Annotated in this window: 13 protein-coding genes and 1 pseudogene; 9 read left to right on the top strand and 5 right to left on the bottom strand. The window is 63.2% G+C overall.

Annotated elements, in window-relative coordinates; translation table 11 throughout:
- Nucleotides 1-23 precede the first annotated feature (23 nt).
- On the top strand, nucleotides 24-500 hold the full coding sequence (locus ACPWR9_RS08210) for an OsmC family protein (RefSeq protein ID WP_426297413.1): 477 nt from the start codon (nucleotides 24-26) through the stop codon (nucleotides 498-500).
- A gap of 19 nt (nucleotides 501-519) precedes the next feature.
- Here ACPWR9_RS08210 and ACPWR9_RS08205 read toward each other — a convergent pair whose 3' ends face one another.
- Complete coding sequence (locus ACPWR9_RS08205) at nucleotides 520-1158, bottom strand: glutathione S-transferase family protein (protein ID WP_426297414.1); 639 nt, start codon at nucleotides 1156-1158, stop codon at nucleotides 520-522.
- Nucleotides 1159-1252: 94 nt separating this feature from the next.
- A complete protein-coding gene (locus ACPWR9_RS08200; RefSeq protein ID WP_426297415.1) occupies nucleotides 1253-2215 on the bottom strand; it encodes a DUF72 domain-containing protein in 963 nt (320 codons plus the stop codon).
- Between the two features lie 299 nt (nucleotides 2216-2514).
- On the opposite strand from ACPWR9_RS08200, the gene ACPWR9_RS08195 reads away from it, so the two are divergent.
- The 5 genes from ACPWR9_RS08195 to ACPWR9_RS08175 all read left to right on the top strand — a co-directional run bounded on the left by ACPWR9_RS08195 (nucleotide 2515) and on the right by ACPWR9_RS08175 (nucleotide 8224).
- Nucleotides 2515-3093, top strand: a complete 579-nt coding sequence (locus ACPWR9_RS08195; protein WP_426298003.1) for a flavin reductase family protein — start codon at nucleotides 2515-2517, stop codon at nucleotides 3091-3093.
- The gene (locus ACPWR9_RS08190) at nucleotides 3090-4376 is read left to right on the top strand and encodes a GGDEF domain-containing protein (protein ID WP_426297416.1); all 1287 of its coding nucleotides are present in this window, start codon (nucleotides 3090-3092) and stop codon (nucleotides 4374-4376) included. Before ACPWR9_RS08195 ends, ACPWR9_RS08190 begins: the two co-directional genes overlap by 4 nt.
- 103 nt (nucleotides 4377-4479) lie before the next feature.
- Nucleotides 4480-5061: a TMEM175 family protein gene (locus tag ACPWR9_RS08185; RefSeq protein WP_426297418.1), complete on the top strand. Its 582-nt coding sequence runs from the start codon at nucleotides 4480-4482 to the stop codon at nucleotides 5059-5061.
- 55 nt (nucleotides 5062-5116) lie between these two features.
- Entirely contained in the window at nucleotides 5117-5335 is a 219-nt protein-coding gene (locus ACPWR9_RS08180) for an RNA-binding S4 domain-containing protein (protein WP_426297420.1), read from the top strand.
- A gap of 225 nt (nucleotides 5336-5560) precedes the next feature.
- Nucleotides 5561-8224 (top strand): sensor domain-containing protein, encoded by a 2664-nt coding sequence (locus ACPWR9_RS08175; RefSeq protein WP_426297422.1) that lies wholly within the window; start codon nucleotides 5561-5563, stop codon nucleotides 8222-8224.
- Nucleotides 8225-8253: 29 nt separating this feature from the next.
- Here ACPWR9_RS08175 and ACPWR9_RS08170 read toward each other — a convergent pair whose 3' ends face one another.
- Nucleotides 8254-8487, bottom strand: a complete 234-nt coding sequence (locus ACPWR9_RS08170; protein ID WP_426297424.1) for a DUF3717 domain-containing protein — start codon at nucleotides 8485-8487, stop codon at nucleotides 8254-8256.
- A 926-nt stretch (nucleotides 8488-9413) separates the two neighbouring features.
- Here ACPWR9_RS08170 and ACPWR9_RS08165 point away from each other — a divergent pair.
- The 3 genes and pseudogenes from ACPWR9_RS08165 to ACPWR9_RS08155 form a co-directional block, all read left to right on the top strand.
- Nucleotides 9414-9725, top strand: coding sequence for a hypothetical protein (locus tag ACPWR9_RS08165; protein ID WP_426297426.1), 312 nt, complete (start codon nucleotides 9414-9416; stop codon nucleotides 9723-9725).
- A gap of 375 nt (nucleotides 9726-10100) precedes the next feature.
- The gene (locus tag ACPWR9_RS08160; protein WP_426297428.1) at nucleotides 10101-10433 is read left to right on the top strand and encodes a hypothetical protein; all 333 of its coding nucleotides are present in this window, start codon (nucleotides 10101-10103) and stop codon (nucleotides 10431-10433) included.
- A gap of 242 nt (nucleotides 10434-10675) precedes the next feature.
- Nucleotides 10676-10843 (top strand): annotated as a pseudogene (locus ACPWR9_RS08155) (rubredoxin); the annotation flags it as partial.
- Nucleotides 10844-10919: 76 nt separating this feature from the next.
- Here ACPWR9_RS08155 and ACPWR9_RS08150 read toward each other — a convergent pair.
- Nucleotides 10920-11195, bottom strand: a complete 276-nt coding sequence (locus ACPWR9_RS08150) for a hypothetical protein (protein WP_426297430.1) — start codon at nucleotides 11193-11195, stop codon at nucleotides 10920-10922.
- Nucleotides 11196-11394: 199 nt separating this feature from the next.
- Entirely contained in the window at nucleotides 11395-12978 is a 1584-nt protein-coding gene (locus ACPWR9_RS08145) for a sensor domain-containing diguanylate cyclase (protein ID WP_426297432.1), read from the bottom strand.
- Nucleotides 12979-13233 lie beyond the last annotated feature (255 nt).

Below are 13233 nucleotides of genomic sequence, written 5' to 3'. Positions count from 1 at the left end.
ACTTTCTGGCAGAGAGACACGTCATGGCATCAGGAGAACACCAGTACCGCGTTCGCATCGAGTGGATCGGCAATCAGGGCACGGGCACGTCGGGCTATCGCGAGTACGGTCGCAACCATGTGATTGAAGCGGCCGGTAAGCCTGAGATTCCGGGGTCCGCCGACCCGGCTTTCCGGGGCGACGCCACGCGCTGGAATCCCGAAGAGTTGCTGGTAGCGTCGGCCAGTGCCTGTCACAAGCTCTGGTACTTGCATTTGTGTTCGGATGCTGGCGTTCGCGTCGAGGCGTACCGAGACGATGCGCTGGGCACCATGATCGATACGCCGCAGGAGGGTCGCTTCACGCGCATCGTGCTGCGCCCGCATGTGACGCTGCGCGCGGGCAGCGATGCCAAGCTCGCTGCCGAGTTGCATCACGAAGCACATGCCAAGTGCTACGTTGCCAACTCGGTCAACTTCCCTATCGAGTGCGAGCCGCAAATCGAAGTGTTGCCCGAGTAACTTTTGGCTCAGGTTTGGCTCAGGGGGCGAGGCTTTTCGCGAGTTCGGCGTCGCGTGCGTGCCCCCGTTTGACCGAGCCACGTTCGCGGAAGCGTTCGACATAGGCGGAGATCGCGGGTGACGCGGGCACCATCTTGAACAGTGTGAGGAAGTGCAACGCATTCCCCCACAGTGCGTCGGCGGCGGTGAATGACTCGCCGAGCCACCATGGCCCGGGGTTTTGGGTCAGGTGGCGTTCGATGGTCCACATCACTTCGTCGTAATCGCCGTAGGGCGAGCGCGAGTGTTCCATCACGGGGCGTGCCATCGCCTTGTCGGTCACGGCGGGTTCGACACACGAGCCGTAGAAAACCATCCATCGCAGGTAGGCGCCTCGGCGCGGATCGCCCGGCGGCGGCGACAGCCCTTTCTCCGGATAGAGCTCGGCGAGATACATGTACACCGCCGCTTGCTCGGTAACCACGGCGTCGCCGTGACGAATGGCGGGCACTTTCCCCATCGGGTTGATATCGAGGAATTCGGCACTGCGCTGCTCGCCGGTGGCGAAGCGCAGGAGGTGCAGGTCGAAGTCGGCCTGTAGTTCGTCGAGCAGCACCAGCACGCCGGTCGAGCGGGTGTTGGGTGCGTGAAAAAACGTGACTCTCCGATCGATCGTCATGTTCGCCTGTCTCCAAGGGTGATCACATGTTGCGGCTATCAAAACATGGTACTGCGTCAAAAATTGTCAGCATTGCAAATAGTGCCCCGCTCAATCAGAGAAGCGAAGCTGAAGCGCCAAGCGGCAGAGACTCTGGATCGTCGCCTGGCAATGCGGCGAGATCGCCGAGCAGGTTCATGAGGACAAGCGCGTTACGTTGCCCTTGATCTTCATAGTTGTTGTTGAAGACCACATACACGCGCGCAACTTCTTTGGCGATGACGCGGATCGGGTCGACGAGCGCTGCGAGTTCCGCTTCGCGGTAGTCGTAATTGAATCGATCGGACGCGGCGGTGGCATCGCGCACATTCCACGTTTCGTGATTACGGCCGTGCAAGCGGAGGACGGCGGCGCGGGGCGTGGTGTATGCCCACACCGCCGGGATGCTGTTGGTGAAGCCTTGCGGTTCGTCGACGATGGTGTTGACCCAGCCTAGGTCGCGCAGCCACGCGAGCGTGCTGTCGCGATGGGTGTCGTCGAACCAGCGTTGGTGTCGAAACTCTGCGGCCACGCCATAACCGGCCATGCGTTGTGCACACATTTCGATGTGGGCGCGGCTCGCGTGGTCACCGGTTAGCCACGGCGGAAATTGAAAGTGCACCAGCCCGAGTTTGCCCGCACGCACGAGCGGCGCGATGGCTTCCAGATAGCGCCGCCAGATCTCGTCCTGCACGGCCGCAGGCACATCCTTGTAATACACATTGGCACGCGGCCCCGGCGGCAACGCCGCCTGCAAATCTTTCGGGAATGCGACGCGCGGCGTCTGGTGTCCGGTGAGTAAGCGAAACGCCTTGATGTTGAAAATGAATGACGGCGGCGTGCGCTCGGCCCAGAGTTGGGCATTGGATCCCGAAGGCATCGCGTAGTAGCTGCTATCGACTTCCACCATCGGAAATCGACTTGCGTAGTAGCGCAAACGCGCTTCGGCCGACGAGTGGCCCGGCGGATAAAAGCGCTTGCACGCGATGAGCGACTTATCCGTCCACGATGCCGTGCCTACGTATACCTTGCCGCGCATATGCCCTCCTTTCGCTTCGCGACACAATGCCGACTGGGTGTCGCGTTTTGCTGCGCCGTAAAACGCGATTTCACGCGCTTCGTGGGGACTGGACTAGGACGATGCCATTGCATACTACGCTCACATCTGATCCGGCACGCGCTCCCCGCACCGTGCCGTTTATCGGCCCGCAGCTCACCCTGCGGGCCGTTTTTTCGGATGCTGCTATATCCGTTATTGCAAGCGTCGCCGCGGCTCGCGCCGCGCTATCATGACCCGCTCTATCGAAGCCAAGCTGTCGAGTGCCCGCCATGACCGAAATGATCGAACGCCTGCCCGTCGAATTACCGAAAGCTTATCGCCTGCTCAATCACGGCCCGACCGTGCTCGTGGGCAGTGCCCATGCCGGACGCCGTAACGTGATGGCCGCCGCATGGTCGATGCCCCTCGACTTCTCGCCGCCCAATGTGGCCGTCGTCATCGACCGCAATACGCTCACGCGCGAGTTGGTCGAAGCCTCGGGTGAGTTCTCGCTGAATGTGCCTGCTCGCGCCATCGCTCGCGAGACGTTGGCGGTCGGCTCTGTCTCCGGTCGCGACGTCGATAAGTTCGACGACACGTCCGGCAACGGCAGCGGCGTTCAAGCGTTCGACGGCACCCACATCCAAGCCCCCCTCATCGGCGGCTGCCTCGCTTGGCTCGAATGCCGTGTGATTCCCGAGCCGCACAATCAGGATCGCTACGATCTGTTTCTTGGCGAGGTCGTTGCGGCCTGGGCCGATCCGCGTGCGTTTCGCGACGGGCACTGGCAGTTCGCGCCCGGCGTGTCTCGCAGTATTCACTACATCGCCGGCGGTAACTTCTTCGAGACCGGTGAAGCCTTCGAAGTCAAGTCATGACCCACAGCGCTGCAACGCAACCACCCGTCGACCCCGCACAAACCGCCCAAGACCTCTGGCGCGAAGCGTTGCTGCTACCGCCGAATTTGCCAAGCGACGACATGCGCGGCAGAATGAGCAGCGCATCGTTCATGCAGTTGCCGTCATCCATGCTGCCGGTGACGGAGCTGTTGTCATCCACTCGCCACGCCTCGCCAGCCCGTCGCGATATGACTACACCCGGAGCTCCCTCACCGCACGCCTTGCCGCACGACGCACTGCAAAGCCTGCTCCCCACGTCGTACTCGCCCAATACCGGCGCGACCATCGACGAAGCGGCACGTCTGGCGGCCCTGCGCCGCTACGACATTCTCGACACCTCCCCGGAACCCGCCTTCGACCGCATCGTGCGCATCGCCTCGTATATCGTGGGCGCGCCTATCTCGCTCGTGTCGCTAATCGACGAGACGCGCCAATGGTTCAAGGCGAAACAAGGTATCGATGCCACCCAGACGCCCCGCTCGATGGCGTTCTGCGCGCACGCCATTCTGGGCGACGACGTGCTCGTGGTGCCTGACGCCCACGCCGACCGGCGCTTCGCCGACAACCCGCTCGTGACTGGCGACCCGCACATCCGCTTCTATGCCGGGGCGCCGCTGCGCACGCCCGAAGGCCATCGGCTCGGCACGCTGTGCGTGATCGACCGCCGCCCGCGCACCCTTGACCCGGAAATGCGCGCGCTACTCGCCGATCTCTCGGCACTCGTGGTCGACGAACTTGAGTTGCGCCGTGTGAATCAAGTGCTCGGGGACATGGCCATGCGCGACGGCCTGACCGGTGCGCTCAATCGCCGCGCGTTTCTCATGCAGGCCGAACAAGCGTTCGCCACTGCCCGCGCGCAGCGCCGCCGCCTCTCGGTGCTGATGATCGATATCGATCACTTCAAAGCCGTGAACGACACCTGGGGACATGCAATCGGTGACCGCGTCATCGTGGAATTGACACTGGTCGCGCGGGCCACGTTGCGCAAGGGCACCGTCATGGGACGGCTCGGCGGCGAGGAATTTGCCGTGCTGCTGCCCGAGGCCGACGCACAGCGCGCCATGCAGGCCGCCGACCGGCTGCTCTCGGCCATCGGCAATACCAGCGTGCCGGGCACCACCGGGCCGGTGCGCTTTACGGCCAGCATCGGTGTCGGTAGCCTTAGCGCCGACGACGCCGATTTCGGCAGTATTTTGCAGCGCGCCGATCGCGCTCTGTACACTGCTAAGCAGTCCGGCCGGAATCGCGTCGCCATCGCCTGAACCGGCGCGGTGCCCCGGCGATTTGGAACGCCGCCGGCACCACATCGACGCTTCATCGTCGCTTCTTCGTCTTTTTTAACCCCTCGAACCAAGAGCAAACGCCATGGGCAAAAGCCGACTGGAAGCCTTCAGCGATGGCGTCATCGCCATCATCATTACGATCATGGTGCTCGAGATGAAAGCCCCGCACGGCACCGATCTCGATGAGCTGTTGCCGATCCTGCCGACCTTCCTGACGTACATCATGAGTTATATCTACGTCGGCATTTACTGGAACAACCACCACCATCTGTTTCACGTCGTCCAGCGTGTCTCGGGCGGCGTGCTGTGGGCCAACCTGCATTTGCTGTTCTGGCTGTCGCTGATTCCGTTCGTCACCCACTGGCTGGGGGAAAACCATCTCACCGCGTGGCCCACGGCGCTCTATGGCGGCGTGCTGTTCATGGCGGCGGTCGCCTATTACATCCTCACGCGCGCCCTGCTCGCCGTGCACGGCGAAGGGGCCAACGTCAAGCTGGCCACGGCCATCGGACGAGACGCCAAAGGCAAGCTCTCCGTTGTCGGCTATGCGCTGGCCATTGCGTTCGCGTTCGTGATGCCGGCCGTCTCGCTCGGCATCTATGCACTGGTCGCCATCGTCTGGCTGATTCCCGACCGGCGTATCGAACACGTCATCGAGAGCTGACGGACCCGCGCAACAGTCGACGCGCATCGGGTTTTTACGTAGTATCCGGTGCATCATGCAAAACGTTACTTTTGAACTCACCGGCGAATTTATCGCCCTGAACGACCTGCTCAAAGTGGCAGGTGTGGCCGACTCCGGCGGCGCCGGCAAAGCGCTGGTCGCCAGCGGTCTGGTTAGCGTCGACGGCAAGCTCGAATCGCGCAAGACGGCCAAAATCCGTGCCGGTCAGACGGTTTCGCTCGACGGCATACGGATTCGCGTCGTCGCGGCCTGAGGCGTAGCCCCAAGCACCGCCTGAAACCCGGCAAAAGCCCGACGGAAGTCCGACGACGCAAGCGCACCGAACGCCCTTCCCCCCAGCACGCACCCCCGGGTGCGTTCTCCCGGTTTCTCCCATGTCGGCCTGCCCTCGCAGGTCGCTATACTTGAAAGCGTTTTTGGTGTGTCATCCCGCGTAACACCCCACCCTGTCCGCAGGTCGTCTGAGGAGGCCCTTGCGATGGCCGTGCCCGGTTCACCGTCCACCGCCGGCGCTTTGCCGGCGCCGGGGCCCGATGCGCTGCTTGCAGCGCTCGACCGCTCGCTCGGCATGCTCACCCTCACACCCGAGGGCACGATCGTCGACGTCAACGACAAGTTGCTCGGCGTCGTCGGCTACACCCGCGACGAATTGATCGGCCAGCCGCATGCCACACTGTGCGACCCGGGCGATGCCGCCTGCGGCGACGCCCTGGCACACGTGGTCAGTACCGGGCGCGCCCACACGGCGCAAGTGCGCCGCCGCCGTCGCGATGGCGGCACGGTTTGGTTTGAAGCCACTTACAACCCCGTTTTCGATGACGCAGGCAAGCTCGCCTGCGTGGTCAAACTCGCCGCCGACGTGACACATCGCGTCGAGCGCGAAGCCCAGGACAACGCCCGCTTGCACCTGCTGTCGCTTGGCGTCGACGAGACCGATAACGCGGTGCTCATCACCGATGCACAAGGCGTCGTCTGCTATGTGAACGCAGGCTTCACTCGCATGTTCGGTTACCGTGCCGACGAGGTGGTCGGCAAGCCCGGGCACAGCCCGTTCGGCGATGCCCCGGTCGACGAATTCGCCAGCGGCTCGGCAGCCGTCGACATTCAGCAGGCTCTGACCGGCTGCCTCGTGTCGGCCCGCGACGGACGCAGTTGCCATTGCGAAGTCCTTGTGCGCACGGCGCAAGGGCAACCGCTCTGGGCGTCGATCGTGACCAACCCGATTCTCGATGCGAACGGCAAGCTCGTGAATGCCGTCGCGCTCTTCACCGACATCACCCAGTCGAAGATTCAGGAAGTGCTGCAACACAAGGCGCTGGCCGCGATGGTGCGTGACGCACCGCTCGTGGAAGTGCTGATGCTGATTTGCCGCGAACTGGAGCAGATTGCGCCGGAGGTCATGGCCTCGGTGGTGCGCGTGGACGCCGAAGGCCGGTTGCGCCCGCAGGCTGGCCCGAGCTTGCCCGCGCAGTATCACCAGTTCATCGACGGCATTGCCATCGGGCCCAATGTGGGCACCTGCGGCACCGCCGCGTTTCAGGCGCGCCCCGTCATCGTCACCGACATTGCGCAAGACCCGCGCTGGGCCGATTTTCGCGACATGGCGGCCACCTACGGGCTCGCCGCCTCGTGGGCCATGCCGATCATCGCCAACGACGGCCGCGTGCTCGGCGTGCTCGCGTTCTATTACCGCACGGTGCGCGGCCCAGACGCCTTGCACGAGCGGCTGGTCGACGTATGCGTGCATCTGTGCAAACTGGCCTTCGAGCGCGATGAATCGCGCACGCGTATTCGTCAGTTGGCGTTCTCCGATAGCCTCACCGGCCTGCCCAACCGCAGCATGCTCGGCGTGCTCGCCGCGCAGGCCATTGCCAGTGCGCACGAGCTGAACACGCGCATGGCAGTGATCTTCCTCGATCTGGATCGCTTCAAGCAGGTCAACGATTCGCTCGGCCATCAGGCAGGCGACGTGCTGTTGCGCACGATTGCCCAGCGTCTGCGCCGGTCGCTGCGCGGGGCGGACATCGTGGCACGCCTGTCCGGCGACGAATTCGTGGCCGTGCTCACCGAGTGCGACCCCGACCGGCTCGACGCCGCCATCGAGCGCATGCGCAGTGCGCTCACCGCGCCGTGTCAGGTCGACGGCGTGACGTTGACGCCTTCGGGCAGCTTCGGCATCAGCCTCTATCCGAATCACGGGCAGGCGTTCGACATCCTGCTGCAACGTGCGGATATGGCGATGTATCAGGCCAAAATGGCCAGCCCGGGGAGCGTGCGGTTCTATCACGAAGACATGAACATCCACGCGCAGGAGCGGCTCGAGCTGGAAACCGCCATGCGCGATGCGCTACGCCGCGACGCGCTACGCCTGCATTACCAGCCGCAGATCAATCTGCTCGACGAGTCGGTGTGCGGCGTGGAAGCGCTCACCCGCTGGGTGCATCCGCAGTACGGCGACGTCTCGCCCACGCGATTTATTGCGCTGGCCGAGGAGTGCGGACTCATTGGCGAGTTGGGCGCGTGGACATTGCGTGAATCGTGCCGACAGTTGGCGCAATGGCGCCGACGTGGCGTGCCGATCGCCAACATCTCGGTCAATCTGTCGCCGACCAATTTCCACGATCACGAGCTGCCGAGCATGATCGCGGAGACGCTCGCCGCCAACGATCTGCCGCCGACGTGCCTGGCCATCGAAATTACCGAAAGCGTGCTGATGGATCACAACCCGAGCACGCTGCGCATCATCGAGGCCGTGCACGCCATGGGCGTGCGGCTGTCGATGGACGACTTCGGGACGGGGTATTCGAGCCTCGGTTATCTGCGCCGTCTGCCGGTCTCGGAGCTCAAGCTGGACCGCAGCTTTGTGCATGACGTGACGCGCGACGAAACCGTGCGCGCGCTCACCAATGCCATCATCAGCATTGGCCGGAGTCTGCATCTGACGGTTGTGGCGGAAGGGGTCGAAGACGAGGCCCAGCGCGATCTGCTGATCGCACAGGGCTATCGGGTGGCGCAGGGCTTCCTGTTTTCCCCCGCGCTCAGCGCCGAGGATCTGGAACAGTGGCTGGCGCGCTGGGATGCCCGGCGACGGGCTTCGGCAACAACGGCAGCTGCGAACGCGGCACCCAGCGAGCAGCCCTGAAAGGGTTACGACACGTCACATGCCGACGCTCAAGGCGCGAGCCCTAGCTCCATTTGATGCAACGCAGTTTCGATGGCCTGACTCTGGCGCTCGTTGAGTGCGTCGGCGGCGATGCTCGTGTCGTGGCGGTAAATCATCTCGCCGTAGACGTCGGCCAGCACACGCGCCGACGGGCACAGCGCCCAATGGCTATCGGCCGCCTGACGGCGGGTCCAGTAGTTGATCGCCTGCTCGATTTCGGCGATGGAGTAGTTGGCTTTCATCGAATGTTCGGTCTCGCCGTTGAATGGAATACTGTGATTATATACAGTAAATGTGAGATCGGAGAATCGCCTGTCGCGGAGTCCGTTTGTCGTCTCGCTTCTCGTCCCGCTTCTCATCCCGCTTCTCGCCCGATTCTCAGGCCCACGTTTCGGAACTGCAACACTTGATGTGGGTTCGCTCACTGCCGGTTGCCGCTGGGCACTGAAAATTCCATAAAAATCATTGGCTTGCCACTTCCGGCACGATACTGGCTTATGGCAGACGAGAGGTGCCAGCGTTGCGTCGCCGGGCACCGACGATGTTCGTCGATCCAACGCTCGTCCCGACGGAGCCCGCCATGCCGCCGAGCCCTGCCACATCCCGCGCACGCCACGCATGCCATTCAGATCGCCCGTATCGCTCAGCGCGCGCCGGGCGCCCATGGCGGCAAGCCATCGCCGTGACGACACTTTGCCTGCTGGCAGTCTCGAATGCCCTGAATGCCACCAGCGCCCGCGCGCAAGGCATGCCGCCTGCCGTCAATCCGCCCACCGATCCGTTTCATCAGCCCTGCGTTGAGATACGCGACGGGGCAAATCGCGGCGCGGCGGCATCGGCGAGGTTGTTGCATTCGGCGTCAGCCAGCCGATCCGCTCGCCCGCTCAAGCGTTATGTCGATTTAGACGACCGCTGCGCGAATCTCCCCGAGTTCGCCCCCACGCGCGACACCGACACGACTTCCGTCTGGTACGTCAGCATGCCAGGCAACGCGGCGCATGGCACCCACGGCGGCACAGATGCTCACTCCGCGCACGCGACATCGCCGAGAGCCACCTTGCCAACGGTCGCCTCCTGAGCGTCGACGGTCGACGTTTGCTATGCTGCGGCTTTCCCGCGCGCGGCCGGTCGAACCACCGCACGCGCAGCCGCTTTCTCCGGAGCCTCGATGTCCAACGACACGCCAGACACGCCTCGCAAAACCCCGTCCCCTGCCTCGCCCGCTGCCGCCGTCAAGCCGCCGCCACCGGGGGCCACGCCATTGGCATGGATCGGCTTGCTGGCCGCTGCCGCGTGGGTGCTGAAAAACCCGAACCCGACGTGGGCTGTGGGCGTGCTGTGCCTTTGCGCCGGGTTGATCTCGTCGTTCGGCGCGCGGCGCAAGGGCCGTGGACCGTGGCCCGCCTTCTTCACCGGCCTGCTGCCGGTCGGCGTTGCGCTGTTCTTCGCGTTGATGATGCTGCGTCCGCTCTTCCGATAATCGCGTCGACATCCCCCGCGCGGATATCGGAAAGTTACCCACAGCTTCTGTGGATAACCCACTGGATAACCCACCACCACCCTCCGAAAAGGCCCGCCGTTCCACGCTGTCAAGAGGATTGCCCGTTTCGGCATCAGCCTTGAGCAAATTTTTTGCGCTTGACGATTTGCCCCGCTTCTGGGCGTCGATGTCATCGCTTTGACATGCGTTAATTCACCGCGAGAAACCCCGTACAGCCCCCTCTTTTACCCATCATGGGAGGGTTCGCAGCGCGGGGGAATCGGCCTATGATGGAGACAAGCCGCCGCACTTCGCGCAACATTTTCGGCGCGATGGCGGCGCGGCTCTTCAGTCACCTCCGGGAGAAAGTCTGGTATGACCCAATCCGACAAGCCGTCTGCTGCACCGTCGTCCCCTGCATCCCCCTCCCCGGCTACGGCCAATACCGACACCACGAACGAGGCCGAACGCGTCCATCTGGACGAACTGCTCGCCCACCACTCGGTGACCGAGACGGTCGACCGCGCCTCCGTGATCGATCTCATCAAAGCATTGCGCTCGCCCGATGTGAAAACGCCCGAGGATCGTCAGCGTGTCGTCGAGCGAAGCCGGTTATGGCGGGAGGTGTCGAATAAGGACACCGCCATGTCGCTGCTCAATTCGCTGGCGCAAATGGCACCGATTCTGCTCAATTCGATCCACTGGTAAATCCTGCATCGCCCTGGCGCGACCGGCATCCGGACGCACCCACCGCGCACCGACAAAAACGCCCGCCACATCGCTGTGTGCGGGCGTTTTTGACTTGATCTGGGTTAACTTTCCCGCACGCCGGGGTAGCGCGAACAGAATTTCGCCGCGCGCGTGTCTTACAATGCGGGTCGCATTTGTTTCCCTCGCATTCGTTTCCCTGCTACCCACTCGCTATGACCACCACGCTGGATACCCCGATCGAATTCAAGAGCTGGATCTGCCTGATTTGCGGCTGGATTTATAACGAAGCCGAAGGCGCGCCGGACGACGGCCTCGCCCCCGGTACCCGCTGGGCCGATGTGCCCGCCGACTGGCGCTGCCCGGAGTGCGACGTCTCGAAAGAAGACTTCGCACTCTCGGAGTTCTGACCGGAAGCTCCTCCGATCAAATGGGCCGAAGGTCGGCTGAGTGGTTCGGCTTAGTAGTTCGGCTTAGTAGTTCGGCTTAATGGTGCCAGCCCCAGCCGCCGCCACGGCCACGACCGCCCCAGCCTCGGCCATGCCAACCACGATAATAGCCGCCGCCGTAGTAGCCGCCGACGCCGACCGTCACCACTGGCGCAGGCGCCACGGCGTACCCTGGCCCGTAGCCGTAGTAGTTGTAATCGTCCGTCCCGTAATAGGCGCTGCCGTACGCTGGGCCACCATAAGGCACAGCGACGCAACCCGCCATCAGCGTCGCGACGACCGCGCCGCCCGCTAGCATGAGTATGCGTTTCATGATGATGTCTCCCGCGTAAGTCATTCGCGCCACACCGCGAACTGCGGCGCGACACTTACTCGTTAGACACGCGGGTTCCGGCAAGATGCACGATGAGTGCACCCTCTTTGGTTACCAAACGTGACATTGGTAACGCCGACGGAATAATGCAGGGCACCTTCTGTATACGACCGAGCGGCGAACGAGCCGCGACACCGGATCAGAACACCCAGCAGCGATCGCGTCCGGCGCGTTTGGCGCGATAGAGCGCCATGTCGGCACGCTCAACCATGTTCATCGGCGAATCGTCGTCCTGCCATTCGGTGATACCGAAGCTCGCCGAGAAACGCAGCGGCGGCTCGCTGCCTTCGAGCGATTCGCGCTTGCAGCGCTCGCGAATCCGGTCGGCCACTCGCAGCGCATCGCGCTCGCTCGCCCCAGGCAGCAAGATCGCAAACTCCTCGCCACCGATGCGCCCGATCAGATCGTCGCCCCGCAACGTCGACGAACACACGAGCACAAAACGGCACAAGACCTGATCGCCGATGGCGTGCCCGTAGGTATCGTTGATCGACTTGAAGTGATCGAGATCGGCCACGATCAGGCTCATCGGCTCGTTCTTGCGTTGCGCATTCTCGAGCAACTGGTCGAAGCGATGGAAGAAGTAGCGGCGCGTGAGGCTGCCCGTGAGTTCGTCGTAGCTCGCCTCGAACGCCAACTGATTGTTCGCCGCGCGCAATTCCTCGTTCGACTGTCGCGTTTGCCGATGCAAGGTGCGCTCGCGCCAATAGATACGGCCAGCCATGATCATGATGACCACACCGCCTAAATACAGCAGAAAACACAATGCGAAATCTTTCGCGTGCTGGCGTGTGAGGCCCTCCCACGCGTCGACGTTCTCCACCGCGTAGACGGTCAGGTCGTTGCTCGAACTGGCGCGCTGGGTGATGACAAACGGCTTGTGGAACTCGTCGAACTCCGACATCTGGTCGAGCAGTTCCTGCGGCACCCAAGCATTGGAGCGGCCCGGCGCGCGCTTGAACGGGAAGATGGGCATGCGCGAGAAATCGTTGCGCTGATAGAGCGCCTGACGCTCGATCTCGGAGAGCCCGCCGAGCTTGCCGTCGAGCATGAAGCGATTTTCGAAGCGCGGGTCGTTGGCCATGATGACCACGCCGTTGCCGTCGGTGATGAAGGACTCCCCGTTGGCGACCCAGTGACGCAACCGGGCGAGACCGATCTTGGTCATCACGACGCCAATGAGAATGCCCTCGCGATACACCGGTGCGCTGAAATAAAGGCCGGGCGCCTGATGCTCCCATCCCGCCGCGTAGCTCTCGAAGCGAGCGCCCAGAATCGCGTTCGTGAAGTACGGCATCCCCGCCACCGATTGACCGACGGGTGACGGCGTATCGCGGTAATTGCTGGCGGCGACGCAGACGCCTCGCGTATCGACGAGCCACACCCGATCGACACCGAAATAGCCCTGTGCCGATTGCAGAAAGTCGTTGGCGCGGGCCACGACGTCCGGCGCGTTTGCGGTGCCGTTGGCCGGGCGCAGCACGTCGCGCAGCAGGTCGACTTCGGCCAGTGTCGAAGGAATGGCCCGTACCATGGCCAGATCCGTGTTGATGGCGTGAATCATGCCGTCGGCAACGCGATCTGCCACCGTCTGTTCGGCTTCGACGCTCTGCGCGAGCTTATCGCCAACCAACGAGGTGGCGGTCCGATCCGCCGCGACCCAGCAGGCGACCAGCACGCCAACCGCAACGCAGGCGGCATAAAGCCAATGCCGTATCCTCATCCGAAAATCAAACGCTCGTTCTAATATTTTTCACTTGTTACGTTGGCAAAGCGATTCGCCTGATTTGATCGCGCGTCTGTCGTTTCCCCGGACAGAAGTTCTGGTCGCGACCGGCATTCGATGTGCCGGCAAATACCTGCCAATTCTGGTCTGCGCGTCAAAATCTTTTCCCCGTTCCCGACCCTCGGCTTGTCGCGCCCCGCGCCTTCGGATCGTTGCTGCAAACTATTCTCCACCCCGACGATTGCAGGCTGT

This window comes from Pandoraea pneumonica (assembly GCF_049918595.1).
GTDB classification, from domain to species: Bacteria; Pseudomonadota; Gammaproteobacteria; order Burkholderiales; family Burkholderiaceae; genus Pandoraea; species Pandoraea pneumonica_A.
This window is presented reverse-complemented; position numbering and strand designations above follow the sequence as displayed.